17 protein-coding genes are annotated in these 18,052 nt (G+C 49.6%); 9 read left to right on the top strand and 8 right to left on the bottom strand.

What is annotated here, in order from left to right:
• Window positions 1-37: 37 nt before the first annotated feature.
• Window positions 38-1,597: an alanine/glycine:cation symporter family protein gene (locus tag GQ671_RS06345; protein ID WP_160654345.1), complete on the bottom strand. Its 1,560-nt coding sequence runs from the start codon at window positions 1,595-1,597 to the stop codon at window positions 38-40.
• 174 nt (window positions 1,598-1,771) lie between these two features.
• On the opposite strand from GQ671_RS06345, the gene GQ671_RS06350 reads away from it, so the two are divergent.
• Entirely contained in the window at window positions 1,772-2,872 is a 1,101-nt protein-coding gene (locus GQ671_RS06350) for an AI-2E family transporter (protein ID WP_160654348.1), read from the top strand.
• 121 nt (window positions 2,873-2,993) lie between these two features.
• Window positions 2,994-3,728, top strand: a complete 735-nt coding sequence (locus GQ671_RS06355) for an MBL fold metallo-hydrolase (protein ID WP_160654351.1) — start codon at window positions 2,994-2,996, stop codon at window positions 3,726-3,728.
• Between the two features lie 86 nt (window positions 3,729-3,814).
• On the opposite strand, the gene GQ671_RS06360 is transcribed toward GQ671_RS06355, so the two are convergent.
• Genes GQ671_RS06360 through GQ671_RS06370 form a run of 3 tightly spaced genes read right to left on the bottom strand, consistent with a single transcriptional unit; the run spans window position 3,815 to window position 6,890 of the window.
• Window positions 3,815-5,377, bottom strand: coding sequence for an ABC transporter permease (locus GQ671_RS06360; RefSeq protein ID WP_160654354.1), 1,563 nt, complete (start codon window positions 5,375-5,377; stop codon window positions 3,815-3,817).
• On the bottom strand, window positions 5,374-6,264 hold the full coding sequence (locus GQ671_RS06365; RefSeq protein WP_160654357.1) for an ABC transporter ATP-binding protein: 891 nt from the start codon (window positions 6,262-6,264) through the stop codon (window positions 5,374-5,376). The genes GQ671_RS06360 and GQ671_RS06365 overlap by 4 nt, the downstream gene beginning before the upstream one ends.
• Window positions 6,261-6,890 carry a TetR/AcrR family transcriptional regulator gene (locus tag GQ671_RS06370; protein ID WP_160654359.1) on the bottom strand — a complete coding sequence of 210 codons (630 nt, stop codon included), beginning with the start codon at window positions 6,888-6,890 and terminating at the stop codon, window positions 6,261-6,263. Before GQ671_RS06370 ends, GQ671_RS06365 begins: the two co-directional genes overlap by 4 nt.
• Window positions 6,891-7,011: 121 nt before the next feature.
• Here GQ671_RS06370 and GQ671_RS06375 point away from each other — a divergent pair, with 121 nt between their 5' ends.
• Window positions 7,012-7,809 carry a M23 family metallopeptidase gene (locus GQ671_RS06375; protein ID WP_160654362.1) on the top strand — a complete coding sequence of 266 codons (798 nt, stop codon included), beginning with the start codon at window positions 7,012-7,014 and terminating at the stop codon, window positions 7,807-7,809.
• A 171-nt stretch (window positions 7,810-7,980) separates the two neighbouring features.
• Here the strand turns inward: GQ671_RS06375 and GQ671_RS06380 are convergent, their stop codons facing one another.
• Window positions 7,981-8,388, bottom strand: coding sequence for a hypothetical protein (locus GQ671_RS06380; protein ID WP_160654365.1), 408 nt, complete (start codon window positions 8,386-8,388; stop codon window positions 7,981-7,983).
• A gap of 82 nt (window positions 8,389-8,470) precedes the next feature.
• On the opposite strand from GQ671_RS06380, the gene GQ671_RS06385 reads away from it, so the two are divergent.
• The 4 genes from GQ671_RS06385 to galU all read left to right on the top strand — a co-directional run bounded on the left by GQ671_RS06385 (window position 8,471) and on the right by galU (window position 12,875).
• A complete protein-coding gene (locus tag GQ671_RS06385; protein ID WP_160654368.1) occupies window positions 8,471-9,259 on the top strand; it encodes a gluconate 2-dehydrogenase subunit 3 family protein in 789 nt (262 codons plus the stop codon).
• On the top strand, window positions 9,259-10,989 hold the full coding sequence (locus GQ671_RS06390; RefSeq protein ID WP_160654371.1) for a GMC family oxidoreductase: 1,731 nt from the start codon (window positions 9,259-9,261) through the stop codon (window positions 10,987-10,989). Before GQ671_RS06385 ends, GQ671_RS06390 begins: the two co-directional genes overlap by 1 nt.
• 11 nt (window positions 10,990-11,000) lie before the next feature.
• Entirely contained in the window at window positions 11,001-11,867 is an 867-nt protein-coding gene (gene tatC / locus GQ671_RS06395) for a twin-arginine translocase subunit TatC (protein ID WP_160654374.1), read from the top strand.
• Between the two features lie 123 nt (window positions 11,868-11,990).
• The gene (galU, locus tag GQ671_RS06400) at window positions 11,991-12,875 is read left to right on the top strand and encodes a UTP--glucose-1-phosphate uridylyltransferase GalU (RefSeq protein WP_160654377.1); all 885 of its coding nucleotides are present in this window, start codon (window positions 11,991-11,993) and stop codon (window positions 12,873-12,875) included.
• A gap of 80 nt (window positions 12,876-12,955) precedes the next feature.
• Here galU and tatC (GQ671_RS06405) read toward each other — a convergent pair whose 3' ends face one another.
• The 3 genes from tatC (GQ671_RS06405) to GQ671_RS06415 all read right to left on the bottom strand — a co-directional run bounded on the left by tatC (GQ671_RS06405) (window position 12,956) and on the right by GQ671_RS06415 (window position 16,373).
• Window positions 12,956-13,774, bottom strand: coding sequence for a twin-arginine translocase subunit TatC (gene tatC, locus GQ671_RS06405; RefSeq protein WP_160654380.1), 819 nt, complete (start codon window positions 13,772-13,774; stop codon window positions 12,956-12,958).
• 85 nt (window positions 13,775-13,859) lie between these two features.
• Entirely contained in the window at window positions 13,860-15,578 is a 1,719-nt protein-coding gene (locus GQ671_RS06410; protein WP_160654383.1) for a GMC family oxidoreductase, read from the bottom strand.
• Between the two features lie 18 nt (window positions 15,579-15,596).
• Window positions 15,597-16,373, bottom strand: coding sequence for a gluconate 2-dehydrogenase subunit 3 family protein (locus GQ671_RS06415; protein ID WP_160654386.1), 777 nt, complete (start codon window positions 16,371-16,373; stop codon window positions 15,597-15,599).
• Between the two features lie 97 nt (window positions 16,374-16,470).
• On the opposite strand from GQ671_RS06415, the gene GQ671_RS06420 reads away from it, so the two are divergent.
• Both GQ671_RS06420 and GQ671_RS06425 read left to right on the top strand, forming a co-directional pair.
• Window positions 16,471-16,902, top strand: a complete 432-nt coding sequence (locus GQ671_RS06420) for a hypothetical protein (RefSeq protein WP_160654389.1) — start codon at window positions 16,471-16,473, stop codon at window positions 16,900-16,902.
• A 144-nt stretch (window positions 16,903-17,046) separates the two neighbouring features.
• On the top strand, window positions 17,047-18,033 hold the full coding sequence (locus GQ671_RS06425; RefSeq protein WP_160654392.1) for a nuclease-related domain-containing protein: 987 nt from the start codon (window positions 17,047-17,049) through the stop codon (window positions 18,031-18,033).
• Window positions 18,034-18,052 lie beyond the last annotated feature (19 nt).

Below are 18,052 nucleotides of genomic sequence, written 5' to 3' on the forward strand. Positions count from 1 at the left end.
ATAAGGGGGCACCTTCGAAACATTAATTCATGATATATCAGCGGTCGAGCTTTCTGACATCCGGATTGTATTCCGCTTCTTCCCTGAGACGCTGTGGATAGTCATGATGCCAGAAGTCCGCTTCTTTGACTGTTGATGGATCCGGTGTATAGACTGCATATTTTCCGGAACCTTTCTCTTTCTTCTGACGCTCGAAGTCTCTGAGCGCTGCCAGTGCCGGTTTCTGCAGGATCAGTATGGCGATGACGTTCAGCCATGCCATGAGTCCGACCCCAAGGTCACCCATATCCCATGCCAGTCCTGCCGAACTGACTGTTCCGTAGAATACGGAGCCGATCAGGAGGACACCGAGTAGAATTTTAAGAATCGGCCAGCGGCCATGTGTCAGATAGACAAGGTTCGTTTCGGCAATATAGTAGTAGGCGAGTATCGTCGTGTAGCAGAAGAACAGCAGTGCAAATGAAATGAAGTAGGAACCGAACCCGACGAAGTTGATGTCGAAAGTATCCTGTCCACTGAATGCTCTATCAAGACCTGCCTGTGTATAGGCAACTGTTCCACCGAAGTTCTCTTCACCACCTGGAGATACCTGATGGACACCACTGTCGACAATGAGACCTTCATTGCCGTCGGATACGTTGTACATGCCCGTCATCAGAATCATCAGTGCTGTCGCTGTACATACGAATAGTGTATCGACATATACCGAGAATGCCTGTACAAGTCCCTGTTTTGCAGGGTGGGACACTTCAGCAGCACCTGCTGCGTGCGGTCCTGTACCCTGACCGGCTTCATTGGAGTATATGCCGCGCTGGACGCCGATTGCGATCATGGCCCCGACGATGCCGCCGAACTGCTGTTCCAGACCGAACGCACTGCGGAAGATGAGACCGAACATCGCAGGCACTTCCTGGATATTCATGATGACCACGACGATTGCGACCCCGACGTAGATGAGTGCCATGAAAGGTACGACCGCCGAAGCAACGTTCGCGATGGAACGGATACCGCCGAAAATGACGAGCCCGACGAGAACAACAAGTGCAGCTCCGATGACCCAGTGCTGTACCGGGAACGAATTGGTCATGGATCCCGCGATGGAATTGGACTGGATGCCCGGAAGCAGGAATCCGGTCGCAAGAATCGTTACAAGTGCGAAGACGATGGCGTAGACTTTACCAAGTCTGCCGCCGATTCCCTTTTCTATGTAGTAGGCTGGACCACCACGATATTGCTTATCTTCGTTCTGCTTATAGATCTGAGCAAGTGTCGATTCGACGAAGGCACTGCCTGCGCCGAGGAATGCAATGAGCCACATCCAGAAGATGGCACCCGGTCCACCGATGAAGATGGCCGTTGCGACACCGACGATGTTACCTGTACCGACACGGCCGGACAATGATACTGCGAGTGCCTGGAAGCTTGAAATCCCGACTGGTGATTTTTCCCCTTGAAACATGAGGCGGATCATTTCTTTAAAGTGTCGGATCTGGAAGAAGCGCATCCTCAAACTGAAATAAAGTCCGACGGCCAGCAGTCCATAAACAAGCGGACTACTCCACACCCATCCATTTAATACATCTACAATTCCTTGCATAGTATTTCCCCCTTTTCCCCTTTGACAGCGAGTTTTCCCCTTTTTAACGAAGATTCTGACAATATTCATCATACTTGTACTTCAATGATTTGTCCATATAAATTTAATATCGAATGTATTTTTATGATACACTGTATACACCTTTTAAAATTGTCGGAGGAGGAGCAGTTGCATATGACAAAGAAAGTCTGGTTTCAAACCGGTATCGCAATCATCATCACACTTCTGATCATCATGCTCGTCATCCGTGTGCAGGTCATTTTCGAACCTGTCTTCACGATTGTGACGACGATATTCGTACCTCTGCTGCTCGGCGGGCTGCTGTATTATATTACCGAACCCATACAGCGTTTCCTGGAAAAAAGAAAGGCTGGCAGGCTGACCAGCATCCTGGCAGTATTCGTCATCATACTGCTGGTGCTTACAGTACTTGCAATGATCATCGTGCCGATGGTCACGCAGCAGGTGCAGAACCTCATCGCCCGTGCACCACTGATCCAGAATGAAATTCAAGACCTTTTCAACGTTGTACTATCCTACCGCGATCGGCTGCCGGTCGACCCGGAACAGTACATTCAGGATGCACTGGATCGGGGATCGCAGATGCTTTCCAATCTGGCAAGCAATGCATTCACCATCGTGACCAGCACTGTAAGTGTGCTCATCACGCTGATTCTTGTACCATTTTTCTTCTTCTTCATGCTCAAGGATCATGAGAAGTTCATTCCATCCATGGTATCCCCATTCAGAGGGACCATGAAGCAGTTTCTGACTGAGATGCTTTATGATATCGACCACACGTTGCGGGCGTTCATACAAGGACAGATGCTGGTGAGCGTCATACTCTGCATCATCCTCTATATCGGATACGTAATAGTAGGACTCGAATACGCATTGCTGCTGGCGATATTTGCACTCTTCATGAACCTGATTCCTTTCGTTGGACCATGGATTGCCTTTCTGCCTGCAGCACTGCTTGCAGTCATCCAGGATCCATACCTGCTGATCTGGGTATCACTCATCACACTGATCGCCCAGCAGATTGAAAGCAATCTGATTACACCGAATGTCATGGGTCAGACACTCAAGCTGCACCCGCTGACAGTCATCACAGTCGTACTTGCAGCGGGGAATATTGCCGGATTCATCGGCATCCTGATTGCGATACCGACCTATGCGGTTGTAAAGACCATCATCCAGAACATGTGGAGATACCGCACCAATCTCAAGGAAACGATGTTCACCACAACAGGCGAGGGTGGACAATCACAATAGACAGGTGGCGGGGGAAACCCCGCTATTTTTATTGGAATGAGATGGAAGGCTATGCCGGTATTGCTTGCACAAGGTGAAAAAGGGGTATGGGTAGGAGTAGAAGATCATAGGGGATGATGCTATGAAAGTCATCATTATAGGAATGTGGAACAGTTTTCCGAAAGGAATGGAGCCGACGTCCGGCTACCTGATCCAGAAAGACGGGACTTCGATTCTGCTCGATGCAGGCAGTGGTGTAGCTGCGAGCATTCAGAAATACACTTCCATCCATGATATCGATCATATTTTCCTTTCCCACTATCATCATGATCATGCAGGAGATATCGAAGCCTTCATGCTCGCCAGAAAGATGGCCAGACAGCTGAGACGTACCGAACGGAACCTCAAAATCTACGGACCGGAAAGCGGCACTATCGTCAAGACCATACGCCGGGCAAAGTACAGCACATTCATGCCGGTCCGTGCAACCAAGAATTATACCGTCGGACCTTTCCAGGTTGAATTCCATCGCAATGAACATCCAGTGGAAACCTATGCCATACGTGTCACCGATAACGAGGGTGGTGTATTCGTCCATACGTCCGATTCCAGCTATCGCGGCAGTCTTGTGCGGTTTGCATTCGGTGCAGATGTGCTCGTCATCGACTGCAAACTCTACGAAGGATTCGATGGCCGTGCGGAGGGACATATGAATGCCGAATATGCGGGTCGCCTGGCATCAAAATCCGATGCCCAGATGACCATCCTCGCCAATCTGCCTCATCACGGTGAACTGGAAGTACTGCTCGACAGTGCCAAACAGCATCCAGTCAATGTAATAAAGCTGGCAGAGGCTGGAATGAAGATTGAAATCTGAAAATAAGAGTCCGAACCTCGATCAAACGGGTTCGGACTCTTATTTTTGTATGGGCTATCAGATTGTGCGTGTCGTTCAGAGAGATGTCACCCGACATCTCTCCGTCTGAACAGCATTACTCCGGCACCCGATAATACAATCCCGATCCCTAGAATCGCCAGCCACGGCGTCCAGGCCATCTCTTCTGACGGCATTGCTGCGAGGTGGTGGAAAGGGGTGGCCAGAAGCCATGCATCGTCGAGTCCGAGGATCAGCCCAAGATAGTTGATGAAAAATGTAAAGAGCAGATAGAACCAGACCACGAAATGCAGACGGGCACGAAGTCCGATCAGCAGCATCGACAATCCGACAAATAAGACGACGCCCGCACTGTAGTTGATTGCGGCAATGACGTAGTCGCCAGCCGTCATATCGATGCCTTCGACCGTCATGCTTGCGCCGTACATGCCGAGCAGCGCAATAAGAATACCGGCAAATCCGACGATTATGGCATACAGTCCATGACCGAGCAGCATGCGCGTGCGGCGCATCCCGGCAGACTCCAGCCATTCGAGCCGGCCGTGCTTCTCTTCACGCAGTATACGGCCTGAGACCATCAATGCCGGTATTACACCGATGACGGATGTGATCATGATGAGGACGCTGATGAACTGTCCGATGGGATCCTCGCCCGAAGCGGCCATACTGTCGGCAAGAAACGCATTTTCATTGATGAAGGCATCAAGATCACCGAATATCGAACCATATGAAGCACCAATCAGCATCATACCGATGAGCCAGCTCGCTGTGAGCACTTTCATGCTGCCGATCATCAGACGAGGGTAGGAGCCGATGGTCCGCGGCTTTTTATTCAGATTCATACTGAAATATGCATCCCCGAGATCTCTCCTGGAGAATAAAACCCAGGCGAGCCCGATTAAAACGACGATCAGCAGAAACGGCAGCAGCCATACTGCTTCGTTGGAAGCGAACGGTTCGAGCCGTGTCAGCCAGTTGTACGGCGATACGACAGACATTTCAGGGCTTACGACGTCAGTGATGGCACGGTACAGGTAGAGCAGCAGCAGGATGGCGAGTGCCATGCCGAATGTCCATTCCGAACTGGGAAGGAGCTGGGCAAACACGAGTGTCAGTGTGTAGAACATCAGACCGAACAGGCTCGTGCCCGCGGCATAGAGCGTACACCCTACGAGTGTAAAAGAGTCATCCGGAGACAAGTATGTCCCGAGGAAGATGACGATTCCGAGCAGTACATTCATGCCGGTGCCGAGCAAAAGCTGTGTCATGAAAATCGTCTGTCGTGTGATACCGGCACTGTTGACGTATTCGACCAGACCCTGGTCTTCCATTCTACGGCTCGCGGCATTGGCGATCATGATGCCGAACAGCCCATGGATGATCGCCATGAAAACGAGCATTTCATGGCTGAACATCACAGCAATCGTATAGGCACCTTCCGGTACAGGGCCGATCATGGCAATCAGTGCAGGGTTATCGAGTGTCTGCCGAAGCACCTCCCGTTCCTGTTCACTGCTGTACAATCCTTCGAATGCAAAGGGCACAATCAGTGTGAGTGCACTGATGCCGACAATCCAGAGCAGCACACGGAGCCATACGTCCCGAAGCGTCAGGCCGATGAAGGCGTTCATGACGGCACACTGCCATCTTCATAGTAGCGCATGAAGATATCCTCGAGCCTTGGCGGCAGTGTTTCCAAATGATGCGGCTGATGGAGTGCGAGCGCCTCCAGGAATTCACCGACTGAATCATTGTCGATGCGCATATGTGTCCCGTCCCCGGTCTCCTCATAATCGTGGACATAAGGCAGTTTCTGCATTTCGGCAAGATTCTGCCCGGCTTTCACAATATACTCGGTTCGTGTAATATGGCGCAGTGTTTCAAGCGGTCCGGTCTCGATGATTCTGCCTTCACGGATGATGGCGATGCGGTCGGCCAGTTTTTCGACTTCGGAGAGGATATGGCTCGACAGCAGAATGCTGCGTCCCTCCGCTTTTGCTGAAGAGAGCTGCTCGTGGAAGGTGCGCTCCATCAGTGGATCGAGGCCGGAAGTCGGCTCGTCGAAGATGAGCAGGCGGGCATCCGACAAAAAGGCGCAGATCAGCGCAACCTTCTGACGATTCCCCTTGGAGTAGGTCTTGCATTTCTTTTTGGAATCAAGGCGGAACTGCGCAATCAGATGATCCTTCCTGGCCGTATCGGTATAGCCTCTCACTTCCATGAAGAAGCGGATGACCTCCTCACCTGTCAGATTGCCCCACAGGTTTACATCTCCAGGCACGTAGGCGATGTTCTGCTTGTAATGGCGGTTGCCGGCAACCGTCTTCCCATCCATCAGGATTTCACCTGAATCCGGAGCGAGCGCACCGATGATCATGCGCAGGGTGGTCGATTTCCCTGCACCGTTCGGACCGATGAAACCGAAGACCTCACCTGCCTCGAGCTCGAATGAAATATCCTGTGCAGCAACTGTCTTTCCGAATGTTTTCGTCAAACCTTTCAGTTCAAGCACTGTCATTGTCCTGCCTCCTTATAGTAGAGCTTGCGCATTGTGTCGAGATAGCCGCCGAACTGCTCGAAGTAGGTATCGACCTGATCAAAATCGATGCCCTCCTTTTCGAAGTACTGCTCCATCTCCTTGATATAGCCTTCGAATGTCCAGCCGATCATCTTCATCGCCGTCTCCCGGTCGATATCCGTACGGAACAGTGTCATATCGACATTGTCATACATTGCCCGAAGACTCCATTCCCGCAGTTTTTGCATCTTCGACTGGTATGCCTCGAGCAGCCCTTCGGCATAGTACATATGCGTCACAAACCGGGCAATTTCCGGATGCTGCGTAAAATAGACATGCTTGATCCGGGAGAGTCGGGCCAGCCGTTCGATGAAGCCTTCCGCTTCTGTCATGAACCTCCCCAGCAGATGCGTGGTGAAGTGATCATAGGCGAATTCGGCCGTGCTCAGATAAAGCGCTTCCTTATTTTCGAAATAGTAGTAGAGCAGCCCTTTGCTGATGCCTGCGGCGCCGACAATGCGATTGGTTGAAGCGGCTTTGTAGCCGTGCTCCGAAAACTCTGCCATGGCGGTGGTCAGAATATGATACTGCTGACTGTCAGCCAGATTTCTAAACGGTGTTTTCATACTTTCCTCCTTTTAACTGACCACACTGGTCAATTTAATTCTAGTCCTATTGACCAGCATGGTCAATAACTTTTTACACAAATATTTCGATATATGGAGCATCACAGTAAGGAGGGCATTCATGAATCCAATCGAATATCTGATCAGACAGGGGTTTCGCGTCACATCGGATCCATCCAAGTACAGAAGCGGCATATGGGGAAAGCGTGATTATACGGTAGATGGCTATAATTATGATACCTACTGCGGGGGGTATCACCGGGCTTATGACCTTGCCAAGGCTCATCTTGCACCAGTCCCGTCGGTATGTGACGGGGAGGTGGTCGCAGGCACAAAGCAGTTCGGAAACTTCGGCGGTACGGTCGTCGTGGCAAATAAAGCACTCGGTATACAGGTGATCTACGGGCATCTCGCCCGCAACCTGAAAGTCCGTATGGGTCAATCGGTGCGCCAGGGCGATACTGTCGGTCTGCAGTCGAGTACGAACTATGACAACGTAAGGATGGCAAGCCACCTGCACATCCAGTTCCAGCCATATGGTCATATTACGAATGAGCGCGCATTCGTCTGCAACGGCATCAATCCGCTGAAAATAGATGTCGGAGGCGAAGCCTATCAGAGCGCATGGTTGTGGCATGGACAGTTCAGAACCGACAGCCCGATACGCATACGGCATCACCCATCGACACGTGCGTCTGCAGATGGTGTTCTGCCCGAAGGTACTAAAATTCGCTTCGACAAGCTTTTTGTCAACGAAGGACTATGGTGGATACGCATCATGGTCAAAAATGAACTGAAATGCATCGCCGTCGGAAAAAAACGCGCAGGCATCAACTTCCGCCAGGCCGACCGAGCCGGTGACCTGTGGGGGAAGGTCAGCAGCCTGGATACATCAAGAGGAAAGGAAGTACAGAGATGAAATGGATGTTTTTCCATTTGTAAATGTATAAAAAGTGCATATTGAATACGTCTGATCCTAAATCAATCAAAATAAAACCGGATGTGCCACCCTTATTCTGAAGAGGTTGGATGGTCATCCGGTTTTTGATATTCGGCTATTGATGTTTGGCAGAGCTGCTTCAAGGCGAAGTTATCGGCTCTGATCGACCGGCTCGGGTGATGTTTTCAGGTCCTGGTCAAGCTTATGCAGCACCTGATTGATTTTCACCTGGTTGACTGCTTCGACAACGAAATATGCCAGAACAGTATAGACGATGATGACGCCCAAAAGAAGAACATTCTCCTGCATCACACTTGTGATCAGCGCAGGCAGGAATACGAGCGCAAGGTAGATGATCAGCATACCGAGACGGTTGGCATTGATGACACGTTGCGCATCCCTTATGGGACCGGAATATTCATCATTGATTCTTGCCATATCCATCTTGCGTGAATCCTTGTAGACGTTGGTTATATTCATATGGCCGTCATAAGGATCCTGCTCGTAGCGCAGATCCATATGCGCACTATCCCATGTCAGATACTTGAAAAAACTCAAAACTTTTACCCCCTTCACTAGATATGAATATTCTGATATCATTATATATTGAAAAAGCATTTAAATCAAAGGGGTGTTTATAATGGCAGATAAAAATAATAAAGAAAAGCAGTTTTCACGTCGTGACTTCCTGAAAACCACAGGCGTAGCGACTGGTGGCATCATAGGCGGCTCCATGCTTGGCGGACTGGTCGGCTTCAATCTTGATTCACCGACTGAAGAAGCAGGTACGAGCGGTGAGAGTGCAGATCAAGGTTCTGAAGGCGCCGGCTCAGGCGACTACAATCCCGGCAGGATCTTCTTCCATAATGATGCGACCTTCGACACGATTTCACAGGCCATGGAAAGAATCTATCCGGAAGATGACATGGGACCTGGCGCAATCGCGCTCGGTGCACCTTTCTTTCTCGATATGCAGCTTGCCGGTGAATACGGAAATAATACGAGGGAGTATATGCAGGGGCCATTCTATGAAGGAGAACCCACGCAGGGCTATCAGTCGAGGCTGATACGTTCGGAATTGTTCAGGCTCGGCATCGAGCGGCTCGACACTGAAGCGAATGAAATGTTCGATGATAATTTCCGCAACCTGGATGGTGAACAGATGGATGAGATACTTACACGCTTCCAGGAAGGCGAAGCGGATATGGGTGTTCCCGCTGATACCGCCAAGCCACAGGATTTTTTCAGACTTCTGCGTTCTGCAACCATTGAAGGTGTATATGCGGATCCGCTCTACCGAGGCAACCTCAATATGGAAGGCTGGAAGATGAAAAACTTCCCAGGCCACCAGCATGCATACATCCAGGAAATCGATACTGACAGCTTTACGGAAATTAATCCACAACCACTGTTTGGAGGGGATCACTAATGGCAACAGAACTCGATAAAGTAGATGTAGTGACGGTAGGTGTCGGCTGGACAGGCGGCATCATCGCAGCAGAAGCGGCAAAGGCAGGTCTTAAGGTGGTCGGTCTTGAGAGGGGAAGAGAACGCGGCACGGAAGATTATCAGAATATCCATGATGAATACAAGTATGCCATCCGCTATGAACTGATGCAGGATATGTCCAAGGAAACACTGACATTCAGAAACAACCGGGATCAGCGTGCATTGCCGATGCGCCAGCTTGGTTCTTTCCTGCTTGGTGAGAATCTTGGTGGTGCAGGGACGCACTGGAACGGTCAGACATGGCGCTTCCTGCCCTACGATTTTGAAATCCGCTCGATGACCGAGGAGCGTTACGGAAGTGAAAAATTGAGGGACGATGAGGGCTACAGGCTGCAGGACTGGGGAATCACATACGATGAACTCGAACCTTATTTCGATACATTTGAGAAGACTGCCGGTATTTCCGGAGAGGAGAACCCACTGTCCGGAGAACGCTCGGATGCCTATCCGACACCGCCGATGATAAAGACGCGTACGCTGCAGATGTTCGAGGAAGCCTCGAACAACCTGGGCTACAACCCAATCATGATGCCTTCCGCAAACTTGAGCGAGTCGTATGAGAATCCGGATGGAGAATCGATTGCTGCATGCCAATACTGTGCATTCTGTGAACGTTTCGGATGTGAATACGGAGCGAAGTCATCTCCTGAAGTCACAGTCATTCCGACTGCAAGGAAGACCGGCAACTACGAAGTGCGTACACACTCCAACGTTGTAGAAGTACTGACGGATGAAGACGATGATTCCAAGGTGACCGGTGTAAGATATGTTGACGTCAGAACCGGAGAGGAATTCATCCAGCCGGCGGAGGTCGTTGTACTGACAAGTTATGTCTTCAATAATTATAAGCTCCTCAGAGTATCTGAAATCGGCGAGCAGTATGATCCTGAAACAGAAGAGGGCACACTGGGCCGAAACTACTGCTACCAGATCTTCGGTGGCGCAACGGGCTACTTCGATGAGCAGTTCAATACATTCATGGGTGCCGGTGCACTCGGCATGGCATTTGATGACTTCAATGGTGATAATTTCGACCACTCCGACCTTGATTTTCTACATGGTGGAAACATGGCCATCACGCAGACCGGCAACCGTCCGATTGCGACAAACCGGACGAAACCGGATACACCATCATGGGGCAGCGAGTTCAAAAAGGAATCCATCGAAAGCTACACACGGACACTTCGCGTACAAGGCCAGTGTGCGATACTGCCCCATCGTGAGAACTATCTCGATCTCGATGAGACATACAACGACGTCTACGGTGTCCCACTCGTGCAGCTGACATTCAACTTCACCGATCAGGATCTCGCCGTCCAGAAATATCTTACCGAAAAAGCGGGCGAAGTCATGGAAGAGATGGGTGCCAACGACGTCGTTCTTGATGCCGCGAGCACAGACTACGATATTACACCATACCAGTCCACCCACAACACCGGCGGCACGGTGATGGGGGACGACCCGGAAACAAGTGTCACGAATAACTACCTCCAGCACTGGGATCGCGACAATCTTTTTGTTGTCGGCGCAGGAAGTTTCGCTCATAATAGTGGGTATAATCCAACTGCTACAGTCGGTGCCCTGGCATACCGCTGTGCGGAAGGTGTAATTCAGTACGCTGAGAATGGCGGCCGTCTCGAAGAAGAATAGGTGGTTTATAAATGGTTCGTAGGCAAGACCCGGGCAGCAGCTCTAAAGATAAAGATAATAAACAAGAAATAGATGAAAATGGAGTTTCAGACAGCAAATCGAATGTTAAGGAAACGGTCATCAAGCCAAAATCGCAGAAAGCAGACCAGTCGGAAGATGACCCATTCGAACCACTGGTCGAGCAGCTCGAGAGTCTGCGCAGTCTGCTGATCAAATCGGCTGTGACTTTCGTCCTATGGTTCGTCATCATATTTGCGACAGTGCGCTGGTGGTTCCCGGTCGTTTCCATGGGGACGGATATCGTCGTCTTCGGACCGTTCGAAGTCATCAGATTCTACATCCGTACTTCGGCAGCGATGAGTCTCGGACTCAGTGTACCGTTCATCTGCTGGTATCTTTGGCAATACGTCCGATCAGGACTTATCGAACAAAAGAATACCCAGTTTCTCAAAGGATCCATGGGCTTCATGTTCGGACTCTTCCTTATCGGTATTGCTTTTGGATATTTCGTTGTCCATCCGCTCAGCTATTTTTTCCTGATCGAGATGGGGGAACGGAATTTCGACGTACTGGTTACAGCGGATGAGTACATGTCGTTCTTGCTCGTTACAACGATTCCATTCGGATTGATTTTCCAATTACCTCTGATTGTTTTGTTCCTGAATCATATAGAACTGCTTGATTCTGATCTTATGAAGAAATCGAGGAAATTTGCCTATTTCGGATTGCTTGTCATCACTGCAATCATTGCACCGCCCGACTTTTTCACACATATCATCACGCTGCTTCCGATGATCGGACTGTACGAATTGAGCATCATCCTGGTCAGGCGCAAGGAGAAGCGGGCTGCCGAGAAGAAAAAATCCGAATCACGATAGGAGGGCCGTCGGCCCTCCTTTTTTAGTATGACAGCAGGGCTCATCACAGAATGATATCCAGGTTCCATATGAACAAATAGTTTATTATAGTAAGAGGAAAGTCACGGAGAAGGAGAATGAGATATGAAGAAAGTCAGAAAAGCAGTGATACCAGCTGCCGGGCTCGGAACGAGATTCCTGCCGGCGACAAAGGCAATGCCGAAAGAGATGCTGCCGATCATGGACAAGCCGACCATCCAGTATATCGTGGAGGAGGCGGTAGCTGCGGGTATCGAAGATATCATCATCGTCACCGGCAAGCATAAGCGGGCGATAGAGGACCACTTCGATCATCAGATCGAACTGGAAATGAACCTGAAACAAAAGGAGAAATATGAGCTGCTGGAAAAAGTGGAACATGCCACAGGGCTGGCCAATATTTTCTACGTCAGACAGAAGTCGCCGCAAGGGCTCGGGCACGCGATACATACCGCGAAACAGTTCATCGGTGATGAACCATTCGCTGTACTGCTTGGAGATGACATTGTCGATAACGGAGACGGCACACCTGGAATCGGTCAGCTGATGGCTCAGTATGACCGATGCCAGAGCCCGATCATCGGTGTCAAGCAGGTGCCCGCGTCGCAAACCTCCCGCTACGGTATTGTGGAATTTGATGAACAGAAAGGCAATCTCTACCACCTCTCCAACATGTACGAAAAGCCCGCACCCGGTGTGACAGATTCGACTCTTGCCATAATGGGACGCTACATTCTGACACCGGAAGTGTTTGAACATCTTGAAAAGGGCAGGGTAGGGGCAGGTGGAGAAATCCAGCTGACTGATGCGATACATGCGGTCATCCAGTCCGGCGGAGATGTTCACGCGGTCGACTTTGAAGGGCAGCGGCATGATGTCGGGGATAAGACAGGTTTCGTCAAGACGACCATCGAATATGCACTGAAATCACACATGAGAGAGACACTGCTCGATTTCATGGAAGAGGCATTAAAAAAGAACGGCAGATGAAAAACATCTGTCATTCAAAAATGAAAAGCGATATGATGGCTGATCCGCAGAGTTCGGATTACAACCGTCATATCGCTTTTTTATTCGGACTTTTGTGATGCATCTGCTTTTTTCAATGCACGGCGTTCCCTTATTTTTACAATATATATGCTTATTTCATATAGAATGAACATCGGTGTCACTGTGATGATATGTGTGAAAAAGTCGGGTGGTGCAATCAGTGCAGTAATGACGATGAGCCCGAAATAGACATATTTTCTGATGGATCTCATCAATGTCGAATCAAGCAGCTCGATATGATGCAGGAAGAGTACGACGATCGGCAGCTGGAAGATGAGACCAAAGGGCATGGTCGACAGGAGCAGGAATGACATGTACTCATCTGCTGTAACCAATACATCGAAGTTCCGTTCGCCCATCTGGATCAGAAAGAAGTAGCTGACCGGGTGGACAACGAAATAGCCGAATGATAGACCTGCCAAAAAGAGCAGGAACATCAGCGGAAAGTATGATTTCAGAAACTGTGTCTCTTTTTCGACGAGACCGGGACGCATGAACTGCCAGAAGAAATAGCAGATGAATGGCAGACTGAGTCCGATGCCGAGCGCTCCGGAAGTACGGACGTAGAATCGGATGACCTCAAACGGCCCCCTGACAATCAGTTCATGACCTTTGGTCAGATAGGGGAACCAGTACTGGATGGTCAGAAAGATCAGCATGAAGAAGAGGACGAAGGTGACTATCGTTTTGATCAGCGTACCCCTCAGATCATCCAGATGGTCGACCAGTGTGCCGTCCGGGGTGTCCACAGTGACCCTGTGCCGGGCCTCTGTTTCTTCAACCCCATCCTTTGCTACTTCGTTGAGTGTTTCTTTTCTTGTATTTTTAGTTTTATTCATATCGCTCACCTATCGTCCATTATAAACCTAAGAGGCATATACGTAAAACCGTATATGCCTCATGTATCAATTATTATTTGATGGATCAGTCCTCAACGAGTGGACCATTATCATCAAGATATTTTTCAATGCCTTCAGCTGCACGGTAGGCAAGCGCACCGACTGTGCCGGTAGGGTTGTATCCACCATTGTGCGGGAAGTTCGATCCGCCGATGACGAACACGTTGTCCGCGTCCCACATCTGCAGGTAATTGTTGACGACACTGGTTTCCGGATCGGCTCCCATGATTGTTCCGCCGACAATGTGGTCGTTGTGTGCTGGGAGGATGTCAAAGTGCTCATCCAGTACACTTCTGTTTTTGGCTATCGGATTCATTTCATCGATGATCTCCTCGATGCGGTCACCAATGTAGGAGTGTACGTTTCTATCGTGATCGGTCACATCGTAGGTGAGACGGAGCAGAGGGCGTCCGTAGTCATCCTTGTATGTTGGATCAAGGGAAAGGTAGTTTGTTCTGTATGGCAGAGTGATCATCTGTGCCCAGGCGCCCGCAGAGCGGTTGTAGGCCTTGACGGATTCAGCCTTGAATTCCGCGCCCCAGTTCTTCTCGACAGTGTCAGGCACAGCGTTTTCAAGAATCGGACGCTTGCCCTGCTGTTTCATCGAAATCGATCCACCGTGGATGAAATCAAGGTCGGAGTGGTCGAAGTTGTCATTATTGAAGTCGTCGACTGTGACACCCAGTGCACCGGCACCCATGGAAAGGTTATATTCTGTATCGAAGAAACCAGTAACGGATGGTGTGATGTGCAGACAATAGTTTTTGCCGACAGCACCTTCACCTGTTTCAGGGTCATATGGTGTGCCAAGGTCGGAATGAAGAAGCAGTTTGGTGTTGTTCGTCGTGTGGCTCGTGATGACGACAACATCTGCAGGCTGGATGAATTCTTCATGGGTTCTTGTGTCGACGAAACGTACGCCGGTAACTTCCCCATCTTCCTTCACGATGTCGACGACATTGGCATGTGTACGCATCTCAAAATTATCGTGCTGTTTGGCAACCGGAATCGTCGAAACGATCGGAGAGGATTTCGCTCCCCACTCACAGCCGAACTTTTCACAGAAACCACAGTACTGGCATGCATTGATGGTCATGCCATCAGGATTGGTATAGGATTCCGACATGTTACCGGAAGGCGTTCTGAAAGGTGTCGCCCCAGCTGCTTCACATGCTGCCTTGAAATCGGAAAGCAGTGGTGTCATCTTCATCGGAGGTGTAGGGTAAGGCATCTTTCTTTCAGGTCCCATCGGATTCTGCTCTCCGCTGACCCCTGCTGTTTTCTCGTACTTTTCATAATAGGGCTCAAGCTCTTCGTATGTGATGCCCCAGTCCTGGATGAGATAGTCGTCCGACAGTTTGTCTTCGCCATATTTCTCATCGGTACGGGATTTGATTTCAAAGTCGTACGGGTTATAGCGCCATGTGTCACCGTTCCAGTGTACACCGCCGCCACCGACGTCCGTACCAATGAGGAAAGCGCCGAAGCGACGCATCGGCAGTGCTTCTTCCTCCAGGTTATTTCTGTAGGTAATGGTCTCCTTGGATAGATCCTGCATCATTTCATGCCCGACGACATAGCGGTATTCATCGTGCGCAAGCAGGTAGTCTTCCGTCTTTTTTTCAGCGCCACGTTCGAGGCCTAGTACATCCTTGCCTGCTTTGGCCATTTCAGCGGCAACGATACTGCCTGCCCATCCCAGTCCAACTACAACTACTTCTCTTTTATCTAATGTTTCTGCCAATGGAATTGCCTCCTAAAATTAGTGCGAAATGTGCGAAGAGAGTGGCTGTGGATCTTTTTCCACAAATCCTTCAGTTTCAATTTCATCATGGTAACTCATATACGCGCCAGGGAATTTCTTCATATCCCAGGCCTTCATTCCTTTGTTACCGCCATAAAGTGGGTCTGCATAGGCACCGGAAAGTGTCACCAGGCGCAGCTCTTCAAAGAAGTCATTCGACTTGATGCCGAGCATTTCGAGTTCATTATTCTGCATCTCGGTCAGGATCTCGTCCATCTGGTCACCTTCAAGATCGAAGAATGCTGAATCGTGTCTTGATTGCGCTTCTGCATTCATCACACGTATGCCTTCTGCGAAAAGATCGCGTCTGATAAGCGCATATTGTGGACCCTGGAAGTCCGTGCCCTGCTTGAATGGGCCTTTCATGTATTCGCGTGCATTCGCCCCGTAGCCACCTGCAAGTTCATGGTCGATGAACCATGCGACACCAAGTGCAGTCGCGCCCGGTCCATTGTCATCCTCAGGGAAGATACGCTCGGCTGCCGCCTCGATTGTCTGGAATTCATCCTTATGCTGGAAATATTTGAAAGCCTGATCAAAATTCTCCTGCCCTGGGGCATCGGCCGGCTGCTCAGCCTCCTGGTCCTGCACCTCTGTCTGCTGCATCTCTGTTGATGTATCATCCTTGAGCAGAGATCCCAAATATGTTCCAGTAACAAGCGTTCCTGTCGCAACACCTGACATCTTTAGGAAATTACGTCGTGAAAAAGATTTTTCTGTTTCCTGATTAGACATATCTTCACCTCTATATTAGAATAAGTTGGTATGTTTAAGTGCGTTCACAAAATTATATAGTAAAGCATAATGGTCAATTGCACAAGGAGGAAAAATAATGCGAGTCCCTTTAAGCCAAGTTACAAAATATCTTTTCAAACCGCATCCAGGAGTCGATATCAAATATCTCGAGCATGATATCAGCGGGGAGACGGAAGTTACAGAATTCCTGACACCCAATCAGCTCGAATCGCTCGAACCTGAAGCCAGAAAGAACCACAGCAGATTTCTGAATGACATCAACGGTAAAGTCCGCGATCAGATCCGCACATCCAACTTCTACCGGTTCGCAAGTATTGCGCTCCTGATTCTCTTCATCATCCTGCCAGGTCTTATCCTCTTCTTTCTGGGAGGCAGCCATTGGGCACTGATTGGTGGCGTCTATTACGCATTCTTTGCCTACCTTCTCGTCGAAGCCTATATCCAGGCGAACAGCAACTATTTCGAATACACCCTTTATGAACAGTTCGAAAAAGAATATATCAAATAGATCGGCATTTCCCTTCACCCACCTCCTGTTTACATGGGTTGGATGAGGGGGATGCCGATTTTTATTTTCATAAAGTGTAAAACTGCCCAAAAATAAAAAATCAAAATGGCTATTTTTCACCATATATAGTATAGGAGGTGTTTTATGTTTTTGACGGAGAGGGAGAAATCGCAGGAACTTGATTTTCATGAGGTGCTCGAACGGCGTACGGAACTCGGGGAGGGGGAGAGGAAACGGCTGAAGATGCTGCGCCAGGGCTTCCATGGCGAGCAGATATATGACCGGTTGTGGGACGAGGTCGGGCATGAGCAGCTGCTGATCTTCCGCGACCTCTGGCTGAAGATCGAGAACGCCACACTGCAGATCGATGCACTGATAGTGGGTGAGGACCGGCTGATCGTCAATGAAATCAAGAATTACAGCGGCATGTACCAATACGAAAATGGCAGCTGGTCGGTCAATGGCTTCCAGATTTCCGAAGACCCGCTTGCCCAGGCCAGCCGGACCGCCGGCAAGCTCATACGGCTGAAATATGGGAGCAGCCATCCATTCGAAATCGACAGGAAAGTGACTTTCATCAATCCGCACTTCAATCTCACCATCGATTCGGATGAAAATGAAAAGCACATCGTCACCCGTTCGATGATGAAATACTACATGCGTGATATTGCGCAGCAGCATGCCGGCCCGGGTGCAGCAGCCTTGTCAAACACTATCCGGAGCTGCATCATCGACGATCCGATGACACCGCCGGAAGTGGAGGCGGGACGGATCAGGACGGGGTTGTATTGCGGGCGGTGTGGCTCTTTTGGCCTTAGCTTGGAACACTTCCGGACGCGGTGCACCCGGTGCGGCCACTCTGAGACCATTGAATACCAGACAGTGCAGGCCATCACCGATTTTGCAATTTTATTTCCGGGGAAAAGCATCACTAAACAGAACATCCGTTGGATTACAGGAGGAGAAGTGAGTGTTCGAAGAATGGAACGCTATCTGAATAAATATTGCACACTCGCAAGAAGAGGAAAGCACTCAGCTTATACAATTGATACGTCAAACTTGAAAGAGCTGCTGAAAATAAAAGGCTATGACTCCAAGTATGAAAAAGATAAGAAGATTTTAGCAGATTAAGGTAATGTGGGTTGGTGGT

Origin of the sequence: Salinicoccus hispanicus, assembly GCF_009831115.1 — a bacterium.
GTDB classification, from domain to species: domain Bacteria; phylum Bacillota; class Bacilli; order Staphylococcales; family Salinicoccaceae; genus Salinicoccus; species Salinicoccus hispanicus.

Excerpts from the sequence above, each read along its gene's own strand:
- GQ671_RS06360 (WP_160654354.1), bottom strand. The coding sequence starts at position 5,377 with ATGAACGCCTTCATCGGCCTGACGCTTCGGGACGTATGGCTCCGTGTG.
- GQ671_RS06345 (WP_160654345.1), bottom strand. The coding sequence starts at position 1,597 with ATGCAAGGAATTGTAGATGTATTAAATGGATGGGTGTGGAGTAGTCCG.
- GQ671_RS06355 (WP_160654351.1), top strand. The coding sequence starts at position 2,994 with ATGAAAGTCATCATTATAGGAATGTGGAACAGTTTTCCGAAAGGAATG.
- GQ671_RS06350 (WP_160654348.1), top strand. The coding sequence starts at position 1,772 with ATGACAAAGAAAGTCTGGTTTCAAACCGGTATCGCAATCATCATCACA.
- GQ671_RS06425 (WP_160654392.1), top strand. The coding sequence starts at position 17,047 with ATGTTTTTGACGGAGAGGGAGAAATCGCAGGAACTTGATTTTCATGAG.
- GQ671_RS06420 (WP_160654389.1), top strand. The coding sequence starts at position 16,471 with ATGCGAGTCCCTTTAAGCCAAGTTACAAAATATCTTTTCAAACCGCAT.
- tatC (WP_160654374.1), top strand. The coding sequence starts at position 11,001 with ATGGTTCGTAGGCAAGACCCGGGCAGCAGCTCTAAAGATAAAGATAAT.
- GQ671_RS06365 (WP_160654357.1), bottom strand. The coding sequence starts at position 6,264 with ATGACAGTGCTTGAACTGAAAGGTTTGACGAAAACATTCGGAAAGACA.
- GQ671_RS06415 (WP_160654386.1), bottom strand. The coding sequence starts at position 16,373 with ATGTCTAATCAGGAAACAGAAAAATCTTTTTCACGACGTAATTTCCTA.
- GQ671_RS06375 (WP_160654362.1), top strand. The coding sequence starts at position 7,012 with ATGAATCCAATCGAATATCTGATCAGACAGGGGTTTCGCGTCACATCG.
- GQ671_RS06390 (WP_160654371.1), top strand. The coding sequence starts at position 9,259 with ATGGCAACAGAACTCGATAAAGTAGATGTAGTGACGGTAGGTGTCGGC.
- GQ671_RS06385 (WP_160654368.1), top strand. The coding sequence starts at position 8,471 with ATGGCAGATAAAAATAATAAAGAAAAGCAGTTTTCACGTCGTGACTTC.
- galU (WP_160654377.1), top strand. The coding sequence starts at position 11,991 with ATGAAGAAAGTCAGAAAAGCAGTGATACCAGCTGCCGGGCTCGGAACG.
- tatC (WP_160654380.1), bottom strand. The coding sequence starts at position 13,774 with ATGAATAAAACTAAAAATACAAGAAAAGAAACACTCAACGAAGTAGCA.
- GQ671_RS06370 (WP_160654359.1), bottom strand. The coding sequence starts at position 6,890 with ATGAAAACACCGTTTAGAAATCTGGCTGACAGTCAGCAGTATCATATT.